Source organism: Streptomyces sp. A01 (assembly GCF_059026195.1).
On record NZ_JBWLKN010000006.1, the window covers coordinates 78,576 to 97,753 of the forward strand.

Consider the following 19,178-nt stretch of genomic DNA (forward strand, 5'->3'; position numbering starts at 1 on the left):
CTGATGCGGAGGCGAGCAGAGACCTGCGCGCGGGCGCGCCCGCGCGCGCGTCCACGGAGGCGCGTCCGAGCGGCGGCGGTTGTTGCCTCACCGCGCGCCGGCCGCTCACTCCCCGACGTGTCCGCGACAGCTCCCCACGACCATGACGGGCCCATCGGACCCACCTCCCCAGCCCCGGGAGACACCGGGAGTGATCCCGCGTGCCCCACACCCCCGGCCCTCGACGCAACCGCTCGCATATGCGTCAGCGACAGCGTGGCACGCTCCGGGCGCGAGCGCTCGCTTTCCGTCAACTCCGGGGGACAAAAAGCCTATTGGCGCATCTGACCAGGCATGTGAACCACCCGGTCGCGGCCCAGTCGCACCGCGCGAAGGCTCCGCCCTCCCCCTTCCGCAACAGCTCCGCGCGCCGCCAACTGCCGCCCCAGCGGCCCGCCCTCCGCCTGACGGCGGCCAGACGGCGCCTGCGGGGGGCCGGATGGGGGCGTACGGACGGGGGCGTACGCAGAACCGCTGGGCGTGGGAGCTGGTGGGGACTGGTAGGGACCGATAGAGGCTGCTGGGTGCCGGTGGGGCTGATGAGGCGTGGCGGGGGTGGCGGAGGAACCGAGTCCGCTGCGGCGCCCGACACCGGAGACGTCAAACGGCCGCCGGGAGCCTCCATGGCACCCCGGCGGCCGTCCGCCTCACTCTCCGCCCTGGGCCGTACAGACTCCGGCCCGTACGGACCTCGCTCAGGCCGTACGGACGAGCCGTACAGCACCTCACGCGGACACCGCGCACCGCGCGAGGTGACGGGCGAGGCGGCGCGCATGCCCGCCCAGCGGCAGCGCCGCTCTCGGCGACACACCGCTACCGCTGCGCGGCGTCGCCGCTACTGCTTGGCGACGAAGACGTGCGAGGCGATGTCCGACTGCAGCTCGGCCGCCTCGCCGCTGCTGCCGACGAGCACGCCGCCGGCCGACTCCGTCACGCTGACCACGGCTCCGGGCTGGACTCCGGCCCGGCGCAGCGTGTACATCAGCTGGGCGTCCGTCTGGATGGGCTCGCCGATGCGGCGCACGACCACGGTCTTGCCCTCCGCGCCCGGCTCCAGCTCCAGCAGGCTCACCATCCCCGACTCCAGGAACGGATCGGCCTCGGACTGCTCGCCCAGCTCCTCCAGCCCCGGGATCGGGTTTCCGTACGGCGACTCGGTCGGGTGGTGGAGCAGCTCAAGCACGCGGCGCTCTACCGCCTCACTCATCACGTGCTCCCAGCGGCACGCCTCAGCGTGCACCTGCTCCCACTCCAGGCCGATCACGTCGACGAGCAGACACTCGGCGAGCCGGTGCTTACGCATCACGCGGGTGGCCAGGCGACGCCCCTCGTCGGTCAGCTCCAGGTGCCGGTCCCCGGCGACCGTCACCAGGCCGTCGCGCTCCATGCGCGCGACCGTCTGGCTGACCGTGGGGCCGCTCTGATCGAGCCGCTCCGCGATCCGGGCGCGCATCGGGACCACACCTTCTTCTTCGAGCTCCAGGATGGTGCGGAGATACATCTCCGTCGTGTCGATCAATCCGGACATGCGTGCCCCTCGGTGTGTCGTGCGGTGGCCCTGAACTCAATTCTGACGCATCCCACCGACAACCGTGCCGTGCCGCCCTTGTCGGAACCGCGTTCGCGTCTCCGCGGGCTATTGACAGGGCACTGGTCCAGACCGCAACGTGATCCGCGCCACGCGCGCGGAGACGGGCACGGAGACGCGCGCGTTGCCGCGAGCTCACAGCGGCGACACAGCAGTGAGACGGCAGTGACGCAGCAGTGGGACAGCAGTGAAAAGGCCGGGAAAACGCCGGAAAAACAAAGGAAAGGGCACCTCGTCGATGAGCGAGAGCACACGTCCAGTCGCCGCCAAGCTGACCGGGCAGTACTTCGACGCCGCCATCGCGCTGCTCCAGCGGGCGCGCGACGAGGAGTCCGGGCACATCGCCGAGGCCGCGGCGATGATCGCCGACACGGTGCAGGCCGACGGACGTCTCTTCGCCTTCGGAGCCGGGCACTCCTCGCTGCCCGCGCAGGACGTCGTCTACCGTGCGGGCGGCCTCGCCCTGATGAACCTGCTTCTGGTGCCCGGCGCGATCGGTGTCGATGTCATGCCCGCCACGCTCGGCAGCGCGCTCGAACGGGTCGACGGACTCGCCAGGGCCGTGCTCGACACCAGCCCCGCACGCCCCGGGGACCTCCTCTTCATCATTTCTCTCTCCGGCCGCAACTCCCTGCCCGTGGAAATGGCCATGAACGCCCGCTCTCTCGGTCTGAAGGTCATCGGCGTGACGTCGGCGGCGTACGCGGAGGAGACCACGTCGCGGCACACGTCCGGCACCTTCCTCAGGGACCACTGCGACCTCGTCATCGACAGCAAGATCGCCGTGGGGGACGCCGAGTTGACCGCTGAGGGCGTCGCCGCGCCGTTCGCGCCCGCTTCGACCGTGGTGACGAGCGCCTTGATGCAGGCCGTCCTGGCCTCGGCCGCCGGGGAACTCGCCGCGCGCGGGATCGACCCGCCGATGCTGCGGTCCGGGAACGTCGACGGGGGCCATGAGTGGAACGGCCGGGTGATGGCCGAGTACGGCGACCGGATCTTCTACCGCCACTGAGCCCTGCCCGGCTGCTGCGCCTGTCTGTTTGCCGCAGATGGCTCAGCAGCCGCGCCAGGCAGGCGTCAGCGCAGCTGCTGGGCCAGGTCGATCGCGGCGGCCACCCGTACCGCCACGTCCTCGGCGTACGCGGCGTCCGTACGGTCGAAGGCCCGGCGGCTCGGGCCGCGCAGGAAAGAGGCGACGCCCAGCGTGCGGCCTCTGCTGCGCAGCACCGCGCACAGCCCGTGCACCGTGCCGCCCGGCCACTTGCGGGCCGCCGCCCACTGCGCGCTGCCCTCCTGGTCCGTACGGCTCGCGCTGGCGCGCACCGATCCGCAGCGGTCGGCCGCCAGGAGGGCGGGGTGGCCCTCCATGTACGCCACCGGGATGCCGTCGGCCCTGGCGACCGGGACGCATGGGCCGACCCCCGCCGCCCCGGCGGGCGCCGCCACGACCCGCACCAAGGAGATCGGCGGGCCTCCCGACGGCTGCTCGAAGTCGGTACCGGAACGCGAGCGGGAGCCGGAGGCGACGCCGGGCGCGGCGCCGGAAGGGGGCGCGGACGCCGACGGCTCGGACGGCAGCGGCCCGCCGGTCCGCTGTCCGGGGGGCCGCTGTCCGGGAGGCCCCGGGACTGAGGCGGCCGTGGATGACGGCGTCGGCGACGAGGACGTGCCGGGCGGCGCATGCTGTGCGGGCTTCGGCTGCGGCTCACGCACCAGGTCGACCAGCGCGTGGTCGGCGAAGCCCGCCAGCGCGAAGTCCAGATAGACGGTGGCCGCCTCGATCGGGTCCTCGCACTCGGCCGCGGCCCGCGCCGCACGGTGCAGCTGGTTGCTGCGGAACCGCATCCGGGCGCTCTCCTGCTCCGCCCGCTTGGACTCCGTGACGTCGAGGAAGAGCCATGCCACGCCGAGCGGCACCGGCTCCTCGGCGAGCGGGGAGGCGAGCCGCAGGAAGCCGCTGCGCCAGCACCGGCGGATGGGCGGCTGCCCCAGGTCGGAGCCCTCGCCGCGCACCGTCACCCAGATCTCGGTCGGCGCGGGCGGCGGCCCCTCCGCCAGGACGTGCTGGAAGGCGCTCTCCACCTCTTCCACGCCCTGCTCAAGCAGCTCGCCCAGCGGGCGCCCGAGCAGCACGGCGCGCCCCGTACACAGGGCCTGGGCGGCGTGGCTGTTGACGACCGCGGGGCGCAGATCGGCGTCGACCAGCACCACGCCCCACGAGGCGTCGTCGAACAGCGCCTCGCTCAGCGCGATCGACCGCTCCAGGTCGATCTGCGTATGGACCTCGCTGAACGCGCAGTACACCCCGGCGGCCCGGCCGTCAGCGCCGATCACGGCGGAGGACTGCGTACGGACCAGGACCCGGCCGCCCTCCTTGGTCAGCAGGGCGAACTCGTGGACCTGCCGCCCGCCCGCCCGCATCACGCCCAGCAGCCGGGACTCCACGTCCTCGGCGTCAGCCTCCCGCACCGCCCAGTCGACGAGCCCCTGGCGGCCGACCGCCTCCTGCGCCGTCCAGCCGAGGATGCGCTCGGCCTCACGGTTCCAGTGGGTGACCGTGCCGTCGGAGTCGAAGGCGCACAGCGCGGCGTCCATGCCGTCGAGCAGCGCGGCGAGCAGGTCGGAGTCGTCACGCTCGGCCGTACCGGCTGGGTCCGGCTCGCCGGGTGAGCCCCCCGGCGAGCCACCGTCCGGATCGTCGGCCGAGGCCGACGCGTCCGCGGAATCCGTGGAACGGGCAGGGTCGGAACGTTGCGAGGCAGTCACCGGACACCCCCTGCTGGACGTGGCTGCGTGTGCCGCACGACAGGTGTGGCAAGTGCGGCACGTCGAATGCCACACAGCGAGCAATTGAACTCGAACGTGACGCGCGCCACACCGTGTTCGGCGAAATCGTTGCTTGCCGGAAATTCGGTTGTGGGTGCGCCGAGCGGTTCCTAATGTGTGGTGCACACGAGAAGGGAGGTGGTTCGGCCGATGTACAAAATCCGGACGCGTGAGGTGATTGCGGGCTAGCGTCCGCCGTCGCACAACGCTTCGCTCCGTGCTCCGCCCCTGGTGGTGCCCGGAACAAGAGGCCACGCAGCGCCGGACGCGCACACGAGAGATGTGTGCGGCTGGCCAATCCCAAGCAGTCACCCGACCCGCGGAGTCGCCGGTTCGTCCGACCGGCCCCCTCGCGCCTCACGGCGCAGGGGAACAGACCCGCGGGTCGCCTGCGTTCGCGGGCAGCCGGGGCGCGCGTACGCCCGGCCTGCGTCACGTTGACGGGCGGCGTCCCCGCCCGGCGCGCCCTTCTCCGTAGGAAGTGTCCGGCGCGTACGGCTCCACGCGCCCACTCCCCCGTACGGCTACGGACACAGCCTCTCGACGATCCAGTCGCCCTCGGCGGCACCGGCGCCGTCACCGTCACCGTTACCAGAGCCTCCCGCTTCCCCCTCCGGCGCGCCGCCGGTGACCGCCGTGATGCGCGTGTAGCGGAGCCGGTCGTGCAGCCGGTTGGCCCGGCCCTGCCAGAACTCGACCTCCCGCGCCACGACCCGGAAACCGCCCCACCCCGGCGGCACCGGAACCTGCTCGTCCGGCGGATAGCGGTGGGCCAGCTCCTCGTACATCTGGTCAAGCGCCGCGCGGGAGCCGATCATCTGGGACTGCCGGCTCGCCCACGCGCCCAGCTGGGACCCGTGCGGCCGGGTCCGGAAGTACGCCGCGGTCTCCTCCCGGCCGGTCCGCTCCGCGACGCCCGAGACGATCACCTGACGCGCCAGCGGGTGCCAGGGGAAGAGCAGCGAGACATGCGGGTTCGCGGCCAGTTCCAGGCCCTTGCGGGAGCCGTAGTTGGTGTAGAACACGAAGCCCCGCTCGTCGTAGCCCTTCAGCAGGACCGTACGGGAGCTGGGGCGCCCCGCCGCGTCCACCGTCGAGACGACCATCGCGTTGGGTTCGTGCAGCCCGCTTTCGGCCACCTCGGCGAACCAGCGGCTGAACTGCTCGTACGGAGTGGCCGCGAGGTCGGCCTCGAAGAGCCCCGCGTCGCGGTACTGCTCGCGCATGTCGGCGGGGTCGTGGACGCGCGGCGGCTGCGGGTCGGCATGAGACACGCGCACATCTTGCAGCATCGGCCAGGGGGCTGGTTCACCCTGCCCCGGCTCGCGCGCCCGTAATCCTCTTGAGTGGAAGGGGGCAGTGTGCCGCTTCTCACGCTTCCCCGCAGGTGGTGAACCCGCCAAAATCATCTACGGGCCCACTGTGGGCTCCGGATACCAACGGCTATCGTTGCCGGTTCTGCACTGAGCCGCACCACACACCTTCCCGGGTCTGACTCCGCAGGCGGCTGGACGACCACCACGCCGCGCGGGGAACGGCACCGGGGCAACCGGCATGGACCGCGAGCCGCGCCACGCGGCCGTGTAACCGTCCCGGGCCTTCAGACCTTGACAACTTGGTCACAAGCCGTTTTGTCGACCACATCCAGAGGAGCCGCCTGATGTCCGACTTCGTACCCGGACTTGAAGGAGTCGTCGCGTTCGAAACGGAGATCGCCGAACCCGACAAGGAAGGCGGCGCCCTCCGCTACCGGGGTGTGGATATCGAGGAGCTGGTGGGCAACGTCTCGTTCGGGAACGTGTGGGGCCTGCTGGTGGACGGCGCGTTCAACCCCGGTCTGCCGCCCGCCGAGCCGTTCCCGATCCCGGTGCACTCCGGTGACATCCGCGTCGACGTCCAGTCCGCGCTCGCCATGCTGGCGCCCGTGTGGGGCCTGAAACCGCTGCTCGACATCGACGAGGCCACGGCCCGCGAAGACCTCGCACGTGCCGCCGTCATGGCGCTGTCGTACGTCGCGCAGTCGGCTCGCGGCCAGGGCCTGCCGATGGTCCCGCAGAAGGAGATCGACAAGGCGGAGACCGTCGTTGAGCGGTTCATGAAGCGCTGGCGGGGCGAGCCCGACCCCAAGCACGTCGCCGCTGTCGACGCGTACTGGACATCGGCCGCCGAGCACGGGATGAACGCCTCCACGTTCACCGCCCGCGTCATCGCCTCCACCGGCGCCGACGTCGCCGCCGCCCTGTCCGGTGCCGTCGGCGCGATGTCGGGCCCGCTGCACGGTGGTGCGCCGTCCCGCGTCCTCGGCATGATCGAGGAGATCGAGCGCACCGGCGACGCGACGGCCTACGTCAAGCAGACCCTCGACCGGGGCGAGCGGATGATGGGCTTCGGGCACCGCGTGTACCGCGCCGAGGACCCGCGCGCGCGTGTGCTGCGCCGTACGGCCAAGGAGCTGGGCGCGCCGCGCTTCGAGGTCGCCGAGGCCCTGGAGAAGGCCGCTCTCGAAGAGCTGCACGCGCGCCGCCCCGACCGGGTGCTGGCGACGAACGTGGAGTTCTGGGCGGCCATCGTGCTGGACTTCGCCGAGGTCCCCGCGCACATGTTCACCTCGATGTTCACCTGTGCCCGCACGGCCGGGTGGAGCGCGCACATCCTGGAGCAGAAGCGCACCGGCCGCCTGGTCCGGCCGTCCGCGACGTACGTCGGACCCAGCTCGCGCAGCCCGCGCGACATCGTCGGTTACGCCGACATCGGCCGCTGAAACGCCCGCCTGGCGCTCACGCCGGGCGGTGAGAGTCCGCTTGTGACACCAGGGCGGCGCACGGCCACGTGCGCCGCCCTGGTGCGTACGCCGTGGCCGGTTGCGGCTGGTCGCGGTGCGCGTTCCGCATGTGGGGCGCCGGGGGGCTCGTGCCCTACGTCAGAACCTCGTGGACCAGCCGCGCCCACTGGGTGACCACCCGTTCGCGGCGTGGCGCGTCGTCGGTCAGCAGGTTGGCGAGGCCGAGGCCGCGCGCCATGTCGAGGAGGCCCTGCACGGTCTCCCGCACTCCCGGGACGCTCTCGTCGGCGCCGAGCAGCTCCACCGCCATCCGGTGGCTCTCCCGGCCGATGCGCGCCTCCAGGGCCTTCACGCGGATTCCCAGCTGCGGCTCGTTCGAGGCCGCGACCCACAGTTGCAGCGCCGCCCGGAACAACGGTCCCGTGTAGAGGCTGATGAGCGCGTCGACCACCGCGTGCGTACGCTCGGGACCGTCCCGGTCCGGGGAGTTCACCGCATCCTTCAGCAGCCCACGCATGGCGGCCGAACGCTCCTCCGCCACCTGCTCGACGGCGGCGGTGAACAGGTCCTCCCGGGTGGGGAAGTGGTGCTGCGCCGCCCCGCGCGAGACCCCCGCCCGCTCCGCGACGACGGAGACCGTCGAGCCCGCCCAGCCGTGTTCGCACAGGCAGGCGACGGCGGCCTCAAGCAGCCGTTGCCTGGTCGCGCGGCTGCGGTCCTGCTTGGGGTCGCGCAGCGCGGGGCGCGCGGTCAACGCGACGCCCCCGCCGGGCGCCCGGCGCCCAGCGCCCACGCCGGGTCGCGCCGCTCCAGGAAGGCCGTCATGCCCTCCCGTGCCTCCTCGGAACCGAACAGCCGCGCCGACTGCTCGGCCAGCGCCTCGGTGTCCCGGTCGAAGGCCCGCAGCACCTCGGCGGTGACGAGCCGCTTGGACTCGGCGAGCCCCTGCGGGGAGCCGCGCCGCAGCCCGTCGAGGACCGGCGCCAGCGCCTCGTCCGGGTCCCCGGCGAGGGTGACCAGGCCGATACGGGCCGCCTCGGCCGCGTCGAACCGTTCGCCCGTCAGGTAGTAGCGGCTCGCCGCCCGCGCGTCGATACGGGGCAGCAGCGGCATCGAGATGACGGCGGGCGCCAAGCCGAGCCTGGCCTCGGTGAAGGCGAAGCTCGCGCCCTCCCCCGCCGCTGAGATGTCACACGCGCCCAGCAGCCCGAGGCCCCCGGCCCGTACGTGCCCGGTGACCCGGGCGACGACGGGCACGGGCAGCTCCACGATGGTGCGCATCAGCCGGGCGAGGCCCAGCGGACCGGCGACCGGCGCGGTGCCCGAGGCGGCGTCGGCGGCCGCCGACGCCGCCTCGCTGAGGTCGGCGCCCGCGCAGAACGTGTTGCCGGTGTGCGTCAGCAGCACGGCACGGGTACCGGCATCTTCGACGGCGGCGGCCAGACCGGCCAGCAGCTCGGTCACCAGGCGGGCCGACAGGGCGTTGCGGTTGTGGGGCGAATCGAGGGTGAGCGTCGTGATGCCACGCTCGGCGGAACGCCGTACGAGGGGCGCGGCGGCCTTCGTGCCGCCGTCCGCCGCCACCGCCGCCTTGTCTGCCTCGTCACTCGTCCCGTCACGTGTTCCGTCGCTCGTCCCGTCACGTGTTCCGTCGCTCGTCCCGTCAGGCACGTCGGTCATCGGGCCGCCGGCCTCCTCTCTGTCCGTCCTGAACGTCCTGTCCGTCCTGTGCGTCCTGTGTCCGCACGTCCTGTGCCGGTGCCCGGAGCGGTCAGTACGACTTCGGGAGGCCGAGCGAGGTGTGCGACACGAAGTTGAGGATCATCTCCCGGCTGACCGGGGCGATCCGGGCCACGCGCGCGCCCGTGATCAGCGAGGCGAGCCCGTACTCGGTCGCGAGGCCGTTGCCCCCCAACGTGTGCACGGCCTGGTCGACGGCCTTGACGGTCGCCTCCCCTGCCGCGTACTTCGCCATGTTGGCCGCCTCTCCGGCCCCCATGTCGTCGCCCGCATCGTAAAGGAAGGCGGCTTTCTGCATCATCAGCCGAGCCAACTCCAGTTCGATGTGCGACTGCGCGAGTGGGTGGGCGATGGCCTGGTGGGCGCCGATCGGGGTCTTCCACACCTGCCGCGTGTTGGCGTAGTCGACGGCCCTGGCGATGGCGTAGCGGCCCATGCCGAGACCGAAGGCGGCGGTCATGATGCGTTCCGGGTTGAGCCCGGCGAACAGCTGGAGGAGTCCGGCGTCCTCGTCGCCGACCAGTGCCTCCGCGGGCAACCGCACATCGTCGATGGTCAGCTCGAACTGCTTCTCCGGGGCGGACACCTCCATCGGGATCTGCCGGTAGGAGAAGCCGGGGGTCTCCCGGTCCACGATGAACAGGCACGGCTTGAGCTTGCCGGTGCGGGAGTCCTCGGTACGGCCGACGATGAGGGTCGCGTCGGCGATGTCCACGCCGGAGATGAAGACCTTGCGGCCGCTGAGCACCCAGTCCGACCCGGCTCCGTCCGACCCGGCTCCGGATGCCGAGTCCCTGCGGGCGGTTGTCGTGATGCGGTGCGAGTTCGAGCCTGCCTCGGGCTCGGTGATGCCGAACGCCATCTTGCGGGTGCCGTCGGCGAGACCCGGCAGCCACTTCCGCTTCTGCTCCTCGGTACCGAAGCGGGCGATGACGGTGCCGCAGATGGCGGGCGACACGACCATCATGAGCAGCGGGCAGCCCGCGGCGCCCAGCTCTTCGAGGACGATGGACAGTTCGGATATGCCACCGCCGCCACCGCCGTACTCCTCGGGGAGGTTCACCCCGAGGTAGCCGAGCTTGCCCGCCTCGGCCCACAGCTCGTCGGTGTGCTTGCCCTCGCGGACGACGGTGGCCATGTAGTCACGGCCGTACCGCGCACCGAGCGCCGCCACGGCCTCGCGCAGCGCGCGGTGTTCCTCGGACTCGATCAGGGGGTTCGACATGTGTGGGCTCCTTCTCAGTGGGGCGGGGCAGGGCGGGGCGGGGCGGTCGCGCTTCGCGCGACGTCGGGGTCGTCCGGTGTTGCGGTGGTGTGGTCGGGGGTCGGCGCCGAGGGCTCCGAGGGGGCGCGGGACCGGATATTTACGGCCCGGTGCCCCGATGCGAGGAGTTGGCCTCTCGTTGGCCACAAATATCCGATAGCGTCCCGACCCCCTCTGCGCCCTCGACACCTCCCGCGCGCGTCGGCCGAGCCGGTCCGTCCCTCCTCTTTCTCCGTCCCCCTCTCTCCGTCCCCCTCGCCTTTCGTCCGCGTCGAGGTCCGTGTCGATATTCGGGTCGGGGTCCGGGTCGGGTCGGAGTCCGGGGGCCACCACGCGCGGTCACGGTGTCCCGACCGTCACGGTGTCCCGACGGTCACCGTGACCGTGACCCGACCGTCAGGGTGTGCCGACGATCACCGTGACCCGTCCGTCACTGCGGTGACTCACACACTCACAACGGCCAGCAGTGCGCCGACTTCGACTTGCTGGCCGGGGGTGACGTCCAGCGTGGTGAGGGTTCCTGAGGACGGGGCGGTGATCTTGTGTTCCATCTTCATGGCCTCCAGCCAGAGCAGCGGCTGGCCGGCCGCTACGGGGTCGCCGACGGTGATGTCGGCGACGCGGATGACCGTGCCGGGCATGGGGGCGAGCAGTGAACCCGGTTCGGTGCGGGCGGTCGGGTCCGGGAAGCGTGGGAGCCGGGTGAGGGCGTACGAGGCGGTGGCCTGGGTGATGGAACCGCCCAGGGGTGGTGCGTCCACGTAGGTGGTGCCGTCGTCGTACGCCGCGACCTCGAACGTCCGCCGTACGCCGCCCGTTTCGAGGACGACCCGGGACCGTGTCGCGCTGAGCAGGCATACGTCCGGCAGTCCGTCGGCGGTGAGGCCGTCCCTGGTCAGGCGGTAGCGGACGTCGTGCTCGGTGCCGTCCGGCTCGCTGCGGTATGTCGTGGACTGCGGCTGGGAGGGAACGTTGCGGAAGCCGCCGAACCGTGAGCGGCCGCACGCGTCGGCCAGGGCTGCGGCGAGGGCGGCCAGCGGCGCCTCGTCCGCGTCCGGGGTGGTGGTGAGCGCGTCGAGGTGGCGGTCGTAGAAGCCGGTGTCGAGGCGGGCCGCCACGAAGTCCGGGTGGCGCAGGGACCGTACGAGCAGGCTTCGGTTGGTTACCGGGCCGTGGACCTGGGCGCGTTCAAGAGCGTGCGCGAGGCGGCGGATGGACTCAGTGCGGGTGGGTGCCCAGGCGATCACCTTGGCCAGCATCGGGTCGTAGTGGACACCGATGGTGTCCCCGTCACCGAACCCGGAGTCAACGCGCAGTCCCGCACTACCGCCCCCCTCCCCAGAACGGACCGCAGACGACGACGGACGCGCGGCGGGGCCGGAGGGGGAGGGTTCTGGACGCTGACGTGTATGTGTGGCGCCTGTGTCGGGGTTCGCTTCTCGGAAGGGGCCGAGGGCGCCGTGAATATGCGGTCCAGGACCCTCCCCCGCGGGTCCCGACGCACCCACCCACCCAGCCGCCTCGGCCCCCCGCACCCGAAGCCTGCGCAGTACCCCCGTCTGTGGCTGCCACCCCCTGGCCGGGTCCTCCGCGTACAGCCGGGCCTCTACGGCGTGACCGTTCGGTTCCGGCGGATCAGCGGGCAGGGCCGCGCCCTCGGCGACGCTGAGCTGGAGGGCGACCAGGTCCACGCCGTAGACGCATTCCGTGACCGGGTGCTCGACCTGGAGACGCGTGTTCATCTCCAGGAAGTAGCCGCGCCCTTCGGGCGAGAGCAGGAACTCGACGGTCCCCGCGCCCTGGTAGCCGATGGCGCGGGCGGCCTCGGCGGCCGCCTCGTGCAGGGTGTGCCTGAGGTCGTCGCCCAGGCCGGGCGCGGGCGCCTCCTCGATGACCTTCTGGTGGCGCCGCTGGAGGGAGCAGTCGCGGGTGCCGAGTGCCCACACCGTGCCGTGCGCGTCGGCGAGCACCTGCACCTCGACGTGCCGCCCCGCCTCCACGTACGGCTCGACGAAGACCTCCCCGTCACCGAAGGCCGAGACCGCCTCGGCGCTCGCGGCGGCCACCTCGTCGGCCAGCGCGCCGAGTTCGCGGACCAGCCGCATGCCCCGGCCGCCGCCGCCCGACGCCGCCTTGACCAGCAGGGGCAGATCGGCGGCTGTGGCGTCCTCGGGCCGTACGGGAGCCAGCAGCGGCACCCCGGCGCCGCCCATGATCTCCTTCGCACGGGTCTTGGAGGCCATGGCCTCGATCACCGCGGGCGGCGGCCCTATCCAGGTCAGCCCGGCGTCGATGACGGCGCGTGCGAATCCGGCGTTCTCGGACAGGAAGCCGTAGCCGGGGTGTACGGCGTCCGCTCCGGCGGCGAGAGCTGCCTTCACGATGAGGTCGCCGCGCAGATACGTGTCGGCGGGCGCGTTGCCGGGGAGGCGTACGGCGGCGTCCGCCTCGCGGACGTGCAGCGCGTCCGCGTCGGCGTCGGAGTGCACGGCGACGGTGGCGATGCCGAGGTCGCGGCAGGTACGGAAGACGCGGCAGGCGATCTCGCCACGGTTCGCGACGAGGAGGGAGCTGATCATCTATGCCTCACATCCGGAAGACGCCGAAGCCGCCGCGCGCGCCCTCGACCGGTGCGTTGTGGATGGCCGACAGGCACATGCCGAGGACGGTGCGGGTGTCGCGCGGGTCGATGACACCGTCGTCGTACAGCCGCCCCGACAGGAACATCGGCAGCGACTCGGACTCGATCTGCTGCTCCACCATGGCGCGCAGCCCTGCGTCGGCCTCGTCGTCGTAGGGCTGGCCCTTGGCGGCGGCGGAGGCGCGGGCGACGATGGACAGCACCCCCGCGAGCTGCTGGGGGCCCATGACGGCCGACTTGGCGCTGGGCCAGGCGAAGAGGAAGCGGGGGTCGTACGCACGCCCGCACATGCCGTAGTGACCGGCGCCGTACGAGGCCCCCATGAGGACCGAGAGGTGCGGGACCTTCGAGTTGGAGACGGCGTTGATCATCATCGCGCCGTGTTTGATGATGCCTCCCTGCTCGTACTCCTTGCCGACCATGTAGCCGGTGGTGTTGTGCAGGAAGATCAGCGGGATGTCGCGCTGGTTGGCCAGCTGGATGAACTGGGCGGCCTTCTGGGACTCCGCGCTGAACAGCACGCCCTGGGCGTTGGCGAGGATGCCGACCGGGTAGCCGTGCAGCCGGGCCCAGCCGGTCGCCAGGCTCGCCCCGTACAGCGGTTTGAACTCGTCGAAGTCGGAGCCGTCGACGACGCGGGCGATGACCTCGCGCGGATCGAAGGGGGCCTTCAGGTCCCCGGGGACGATGCCGAGGAGTTCGTCCTCGTCGTGGAGGGGAGCCAGTGCGGTATGCGCGCCGCCGGGGTCGGGGTGCGCCTTGGTCCAGTTCAGGCGGGCGACGACCCGGCGTGCCTGGCGCAAGGCGTCCAGTTCGTCGACGGCGAAGTAGTCGGCCAGCCCGGAGGTGCGGGCGTGCATCTCGGCGCCGCCCAGCGACTCGTCGTCGCTCTCCTCGCCGGTGGCCATCTTCACCAGCGGCGGCCCGCCGAGGAAGACCTTCGCGCGTTCCTTGACCATGATCGTGTGATCGGACATGCCGGGGACGTACGCGCCTCCGGCGGTGGAGTTGCCGAAGACGACGGCGAGGGTGGGGATTCCGGCGGCGGACAGCCGGGTGATGTCCCTGAACAGCGCCCCGCCCGGGATGAAGATCTCCTTCTGGGAGGGGAGGTCCGCGCCGCCCGACTCGACGAGGGCGACGCAGGGCAGCCGGTTCGCGTACGCGATCTCGTTGGCCCGCAGCGCCTTCTTCAGCGTCCACGGGTTGCTCGCCCCGCCGCGCACCGTGGGGTCGTTGGCGGTCACCAGGCACTCCACGCCCTCGATGACCCCGATGCCGGTGACGAGCGCCGCGCCCACCGCGTAGTCGCTGCCCCAGGCGGCGAGCGGGGACAGTTCGAGGAAGGGCGTGTCGGGGTCGAGGAGGAGTTCGACGCGCTCGCGGGCCAGGAGCTTGCCCCGGCCCCGGTGGCGCTTGACGTACTTCTCACCGCCCCCGGCGATGGCCTTGCCGTGTTCGGCTTCGACGGCGGCGAGCTTGCCGAGCATCGCCTCTCTGTTGGCGGCGTACTCGGCACTCGCCGTGTCGAGCGCCGACGCGAGGACGGTCACAACAGCACCTCCGGTATGTCCAGTTGCCGGGCGCGCAGCCATTCGCCGACGGCCTTGGCCTGCGGATCGAATCGGGCCTGCGCCGCGACGCCCTCGCCGAGCAGTCCTTCGACGAGGAAGTTGAGCGCCCGCAGCCGTGGCAACGGATGCCGGGTGACGCTCAAGTGGGCGGTTTCCGGCAGTAGTTCGCGGAATGTGGCGGTGGTGAGCTCGTGGGCGAGCCAGCGCCATGCCTCGTCGGTCCGCGCCCATACGCCGACGTTGGCGCTGCCGCCCTTGTCGCCGCTGCGGGCCCCGGCGATCAGGCCGAGCGGGGCGCGCCGGGTGGGCAGGCTGTCCGGCAGCGGTTCGGGGAGGGGCGGGGGTTCGACGTCGGCGAGTTCGCGGGTGGCCGCGGGCGGGGCGATGGGCAGCCGCTGCCCGTCGGGGAGCACGGCCGTGTGCGGCACGCTGTCGGCGGGCACGTACACCGCTTCGAACACGCCGTACGGGGCGCCCTTGGCGGGCGGCGCTGTCACGTGGAAGCCGGGGTAGCTGGCGAGGGCCAGCTCGATGGCGGCGGCGCTGAGCGTGCGCCCCACCGTGTCCGCCTCCGGGTCGCGCACGACGAGCCGCAGCAGGGCGCTGGCCTCCTCCTGGACGGCGGCGTCGGCCCGGTCGGTACGGGCCAGCGTCCACCGGACCTCGGCGGGCCGCTTGCCCTCCAGCGCGTCCTCGACCTGCTGCCGTACGAGAGCGGCCTTGGCGTCGATGTCGAGCCCGGTCAGCACGAAGGTGACCTCGTTGCGCCAGCCGCCGAGCCGGGTCAGCCCCGCCTTGAGGGCGGGCGGCGGTGCCTCGCCGCGCACCCCGGCGATCCGCACCCGGTCCTGGCCCTCCTGGGCCAGCGTCACGGTGTCGAGCCGGGCGGTGACGTCGGGCCCGGCGTAGCGCGCGCCTTGCGTCTCGTACAGCAGCTGGGCGGTGACGGTCTCGGTGGTGACGGCGCCGCCGGTGCCGGGGTGCTTGGTGATGACGGCCGAGCCGTCGGCGTGGAGCTCCGCCAGCGGGAAGCCGGGGCGGCGTGTGTCGTGCTCGGTGAAGAAGGAGTAGTTGCCGCCGGTGGCCTGCGCCCCGCACTCCAGGACGTGCCCGGCGACCACGGCCCCGGCGAGGACGTCCCAGTCGTCGGCCGCCCAGCCGAAGTGCGCGGCGGCGGGTCCGGTGACCAGCGCGGCGTCGGTGACCCGCCCGGTGATCACGACGTCGGCGCCGCCGCGCAGGCAGGCGGCGATGCCCGCGCCGCCGAGGTAGGCGTTGGCGGTGAGGGCGCCCTCGCCCCATCCCTCACGCTGGGCGCGGGCCAGCACGTCGTCACCCTCGACGTGCGCGACCCGCACCGGCACCCCGACGCGCTCGGCCAGCTCCCGTACGGCGTCGGCGAGGGCGGCGGGGTTGAGGCCGCCCGCGTTGGTCACGATCCGCACCCCGCGCTCGACGGCGAGCCCGAGCCCTTCCTCCAGCTGGCGCAGGAAGGTCTTGGCGTAGCCGCGCCCCGGGTCCCCCAGCCGGTCGCGGCCGAGGATGAGCATGGTCAGCTCGGCGAGGTAGTCGCCGGTGAGCACGTCGAGCGGGCCGCCGGTCAGCATGTCGTGTACGGCGTCGAACCGGTCGCCGTAGAAGCCGGAGGCGTTACCGATCCGCAGCGGCGGCGCGGTGGCGCGCCGTGCGGGGCCGTCCGGGCTTCCGCCCGAGGCTGGCAGCACGGTCACGCGCCCTCCTCCTCGGACCTCAGCGCGGCCCGGCTCGCGGCTGTGCCTGTCGCTGCGCCTGCGGCTGTGGCTGCGGCTGTGGCTGCGCCTGTGCCCGTGGTCGGCGGTGCTGGCGGAGGTGCCGCGTGCGCTCCGGCGCCCATGGGGCGCCCCGTCGCCTCGCGTCCCGCGCCGGGTGGGCCCGCGAACGCCTGGGCGAGGGAGAGCCACCGGTCGGCGTCGCCGCCCTCGGCGCGTACCGCCAGGTCATCGCGGTGGGCCCGCTGCGTGACCAGCAGGCAGAAGTCAAGCGCGGGGCCAGTGACGCGCTGTGCGGCGTCGGGCGGCCCGTACGCCCACAGCTCGCCGTCCGGCGCGGTCAGCTCGATCCGGAACTCCTCGGCTGGTGGCGGCAGCTCCCGTGCCGCGTAGGAGTAGTTCCGCGCCCGTACGCCGATCCGCGCCACATGCCGCAGCCGGGCCGTCGGCTCCCGGCGTACGCCGAGGGTGTCAGCGATGTCCTGCCCGTGCGCCCAGGTCTCCATCAGCCGCCCGGTCGCCACCGAGGCGACGCTCATCGGCGGCCCGTACCAGGGCAGCTTCGCGCCCTCCGGCTGCTCGGCGAGAAGCCGGAGCAGGGCGGCCCGGCCCGCGCGCCAGCGGCTGAGGAGTTCGGCGGGCGGCAGCGCCGCACCGGCTTCGGCCCCCTCGTCGACGAAGCGCCCGGGGGCCCGCATCGCCTTCTCCACCTCCAGCGCGAAGGCCGCCGGGTCGGTGGCGGACTCGGCCGCGCGGTCGTCGGTCCAGGCCAGGTGGGCGATCTGGTGCGCGATGGTCCATCCGGCGGCGGGCGTCGGACTGGCCCACTGGTCCGGCGTGAGCCCGGCCACCAGTGCGTCCAGTTCGTCCCCTTCGGCCCGCAGATCGTCGCGTACGGCTGCGCTGTCGGCCATGGTGCGGCTCCCCTCGTCGGCTGTTGAGCTCGTACGGTACGGACTGGGCGTACGGGCAAAGGCATTGACGGGCCAACAGACTTGACAGCCAGGCCCGTTGAGCCGCTCGCCGGTTCGAGAGTGGCAGCGCGGCGCAAAACAAGCAAGCGTGATTGCATTTATTTTTGGGCCGCAGCTCTTGTACCTACTGGTACGCACAGGCCCGCGCCCCCACGACGCGCCAAGACCGACCGGGGCCCGACCAGGGCTTGCCGAAAGAATCCGGTCGGCATAGTGAGCCGGATAACAGCAGGTGGGACCGGGAGCACGGCGCACAGTCAGCGCGCAACCCCGCGTAAACACGCCAACTTCCCGACCACAACGCCGCGTTAACGCCGTTCGTTACGGAAATCCGCAGGTCAGTGCGGCCTTGTGGAGGCCCGGACTTGCCGGTTCGCCACTCGCCGGAAACGAGACGTTAATCTTGTCGCCGCCGCGTTGGCGGCTATCGCGATATACGCTGATCGTCCTGGGTGAGAGCCGTGGAGGCCCCTTACCGATGTGGGGGCCCGTAGTTCAGATGCCGACCAAGTCGGCCTCAAACTAGGTGGAGCAGTGGTGCGGAACAGGACGGTCCGAGGGGTGCTGGCGACTGTGGTCGTCGCGCTGCTGGCCATGCTGCTCAGCGCGCACGCCGCCCAGGCGAACGAACCCGCGTCGGCGCAGCCGCGGGGTGCCGCGGTGGCCGTGGAAGCCCCACGGCTGTGCGAGGACTCGCCTCGGCCGGAGGAGAAACCCGCCCGGTCGGGGGCCTGTGTGCGGCATGGGGTCACCCAGTCCTCGCCGCTGAAGGCGAGGCAGGCGAAGGCGCCCCTCGTCGTCACCACCACGCGCCCCGCCTCGGCGGGGGCGGGCGGGCCGAACTGCCCGTCACATGGCCAGCGGAGGCAGCACAGTGCGGTGCTGCCCAGCATGCTGCAAGTCCTGCGCTGCTGACCTCAACCGGCGAACGACCGCCGGACTGGTCGGCAGCACCGACCACACCGGGCCTTCCCTGTCAGAACCGGTCCCATCCGACCAACTGGCGAGCCGACACCGTCGGCCCGCCATGACGTCATCTACGGACCAGGTTCCGACCGGCCCGGCCGACCCCAGCGCCCCCTGAGCCACCGAGCCCCCTCCCGAGCACCCTGTGCACCGCCCCGCGCCACGGACACGCCACCGCGTGCCTCAAGTGGCGCCGCGCGCCCCACCACAGGCGCGGTGTCGATCCCGCACGATGGCCATACCCCGGCCGTCGCTCCGGCTGATTCGCCGGGCCCCTTCGTCGTGCGCCGCCCGACCGGGCACGCGCGGTCACCTCACCCTCTCCTCCCGCTCGGGCGGGTCGCTCGGTGTCCCCTATCCCTGACGTCCAGCTGTACCGATGCGCACCCTCATACAGCGCAGGAGGCAACTGACATGAAATCCCTCATCGATCACGCCCGTACCTTCCGCCACCGCGCCGAGCAGCGCGGCGAGCAACTGGGCTCGCTGGCCGCCGGGCAGTCGCCCGAGGCCCTGTTCATCACGTGTTCCGACTCACGTGTCGTCCCGTCCCTGATCACCGGCGCCCGCCCGGGCAACCTCTTCGAGCTGCGTACGGCGGGCAACATCGTCCCCGAGTACCGGCCCGAGCGGCCCAGCGGCGAGACAGCCACCATCGAGTACGCCGTGGAGGTGCTCGGCGTCGCCGACATCATCGTCTGCGGCCACTCGCACTGCGGCGCTGTCGGAGCGCTGGTCCGGAACGAGGACCTCGCCACCGTCCCCGCCGTCTCCGGCTGGCTCGCGCACGCCTCTTCGCCCCTGATAAGCCCCGACGGACCGCTGGACGTGCGGACTCTGGACGCCGACATCGCGCAGCCGGTGCAGGCCCATGTCCTGGCCCAGTTGGAGCGGCTGCGCGACTACCCCTGCGTCGCCAGACGGTTGGCCGAAGGGCGGCTGGGGCTGCACGGCTGGTTCTACGAAGTCCACACCGGCGCCGTGCTCGCGCACCAGCCGCCCGCCGACGCCTTCCTGCCGCTGTGACCGGCACGGC

The 19,178-nt window shown here is 72.4% G+C and carries 14 protein-coding genes; 4 read left to right on the forward strand and 10 right to left on the reverse strand.

What is annotated here, in order from left to right:
- Positions 1 to 874 precede the first annotated feature (874 nt).
- On the reverse strand, positions 875 to 1,567 hold the full coding sequence (locus AC5P1B_RS09845) for an iron-dependent transcriptional repressor DtxR (protein ID WP_493886271.1): 693 nt from the start codon (positions 1,565 to 1,567) through the stop codon (positions 875 to 877).
- A 298-nt stretch (positions 1,568 to 1,865) separates the two neighbouring features.
- On the opposite strand from AC5P1B_RS09845, the gene AC5P1B_RS09850 reads away from it, so the two are divergent.
- Positions 1,866 to 2,639 (forward strand): SIS domain-containing protein, encoded by a 774-nt coding sequence (locus tag AC5P1B_RS09850; protein ID WP_493886272.1) that lies wholly within the window; start codon positions 1,866 to 1,868, stop codon positions 2,637 to 2,639.
- A gap of 65 nt (positions 2,640 to 2,704) precedes the next feature.
- Here the strand turns inward: AC5P1B_RS09850 and AC5P1B_RS09855 are convergent, their stop codons facing one another.
- Together AC5P1B_RS09855 and pdxH are read right to left on the reverse strand one after the other, a co-directional pair.
- Positions 2,705 to 4,393 (reverse strand): PAS domain-containing protein, encoded by a 1,689-nt coding sequence (locus AC5P1B_RS09855; RefSeq protein WP_493886273.1) that lies wholly within the window; start codon positions 4,391 to 4,393, stop codon positions 2,705 to 2,707.
- A gap of 584 nt (positions 4,394 to 4,977) precedes the next feature.
- The gene (gene pdxH / locus AC5P1B_RS09860; RefSeq protein WP_493886586.1) at positions 4,978 to 5,679 is read right to left on the reverse strand and encodes a pyridoxamine 5'-phosphate oxidase; all 702 of its coding nucleotides are present in this window, start codon (positions 5,677 to 5,679) and stop codon (positions 4,978 to 4,980) included.
- A gap of 434 nt (positions 5,680 to 6,113) precedes the next feature.
- Between pdxH and AC5P1B_RS09865 the strand changes: the two genes are divergently transcribed.
- Positions 6,114 to 7,214 carry a citrate synthase 2 gene (locus AC5P1B_RS09865; protein ID WP_493886274.1) on the forward strand — a complete coding sequence of 367 codons (1,101 nt, stop codon included), beginning with the start codon at positions 6,114 to 6,116 and terminating at the stop codon, positions 7,212 to 7,214.
- Between the two features lie 154 nt (positions 7,215 to 7,368).
- On the opposite strand, the gene AC5P1B_RS09870 is transcribed toward AC5P1B_RS09865, so the two are convergent.
- The 7 genes from AC5P1B_RS09870 to AC5P1B_RS09900 form a co-directional block, all read right to left on the reverse strand.
- A complete protein-coding gene (locus AC5P1B_RS09870; RefSeq protein ID WP_493886275.1) occupies positions 7,369 to 7,989 on the reverse strand; it encodes a TetR/AcrR family transcriptional regulator in 621 nt (206 codons plus the stop codon).
- The gene (locus tag AC5P1B_RS09875) at positions 7,986 to 8,915 is read right to left on the reverse strand and encodes an enoyl-CoA hydratase family protein (protein ID WP_493886276.1); all 930 of its coding nucleotides are present in this window, start codon (positions 8,913 to 8,915) and stop codon (positions 7,986 to 7,988) included. The genes AC5P1B_RS09870 and AC5P1B_RS09875 overlap by 4 nt, the downstream gene beginning before the upstream one ends.
- A 91-nt stretch (positions 8,916 to 9,006) precedes the next feature.
- Positions 9,007 to 10,200 carry an acyl-CoA dehydrogenase family protein gene (locus AC5P1B_RS09880; RefSeq protein ID WP_493886277.1) on the reverse strand — a complete coding sequence of 398 codons (1,194 nt, stop codon included), beginning with the start codon at positions 10,198 to 10,200 and terminating at the stop codon, positions 9,007 to 9,009.
- Between the two features lie 482 nt (positions 10,201 to 10,682).
- Positions 10,683 to 12,818: an acetyl/propionyl/methylcrotonyl-CoA carboxylase subunit alpha gene (locus AC5P1B_RS09885; protein WP_493886278.1), complete on the reverse strand. Its 2,136-nt coding sequence runs from the start codon at positions 12,816 to 12,818 to the stop codon at positions 10,683 to 10,685.
- 7 nt (positions 12,819 to 12,825) lie between these two features.
- Positions 12,826 to 14,433 (reverse strand): acyl-CoA carboxylase subunit beta, encoded by a 1,608-nt coding sequence (locus tag AC5P1B_RS09890; protein ID WP_493886279.1) that lies wholly within the window; start codon positions 14,431 to 14,433, stop codon positions 12,826 to 12,828.
- Positions 14,430 to 16,178 (reverse strand): acyclic terpene utilization AtuA family protein, encoded by a 1,749-nt coding sequence (locus AC5P1B_RS09895; protein ID WP_493886589.1) that lies wholly within the window; start codon positions 16,176 to 16,178, stop codon positions 14,430 to 14,432. Before AC5P1B_RS09895 ends, AC5P1B_RS09890 begins: the two co-directional genes overlap by 4 nt.
- Positions 16,179 to 16,180: 2 nt before the next feature.
- Positions 16,181 to 17,116 carry a TIGR03084 family metal-binding protein gene (locus AC5P1B_RS09900; RefSeq protein WP_493886280.1) on the reverse strand — a complete coding sequence of 312 codons (936 nt, stop codon included), beginning with the start codon at positions 17,114 to 17,116 and terminating at the stop codon, positions 16,181 to 16,183.
- 621 nt (positions 17,117 to 17,737) lie between these two features.
- On the opposite strand from AC5P1B_RS09900, the gene AC5P1B_RS09905 reads away from it, so the two are divergent.
- Positions 17,738 to 18,091 carry a hypothetical protein gene (locus AC5P1B_RS09905; RefSeq protein WP_493886282.1) on the forward strand — a complete coding sequence of 118 codons (354 nt, stop codon included), beginning with the start codon at positions 17,738 to 17,740 and terminating at the stop codon, positions 18,089 to 18,091.
- Between the two features lie 465 nt (positions 18,092 to 18,556).
- Positions 18,557 to 19,168 carry a carbonic anhydrase gene (locus AC5P1B_RS09910; RefSeq protein ID WP_493886284.1) on the forward strand — a complete coding sequence of 204 codons (612 nt, stop codon included), beginning with the start codon at positions 18,557 to 18,559 and terminating at the stop codon, positions 19,166 to 19,168.
- The last annotated feature ends 10 nt before the right edge of the window (positions 19,169 to 19,178 follow it).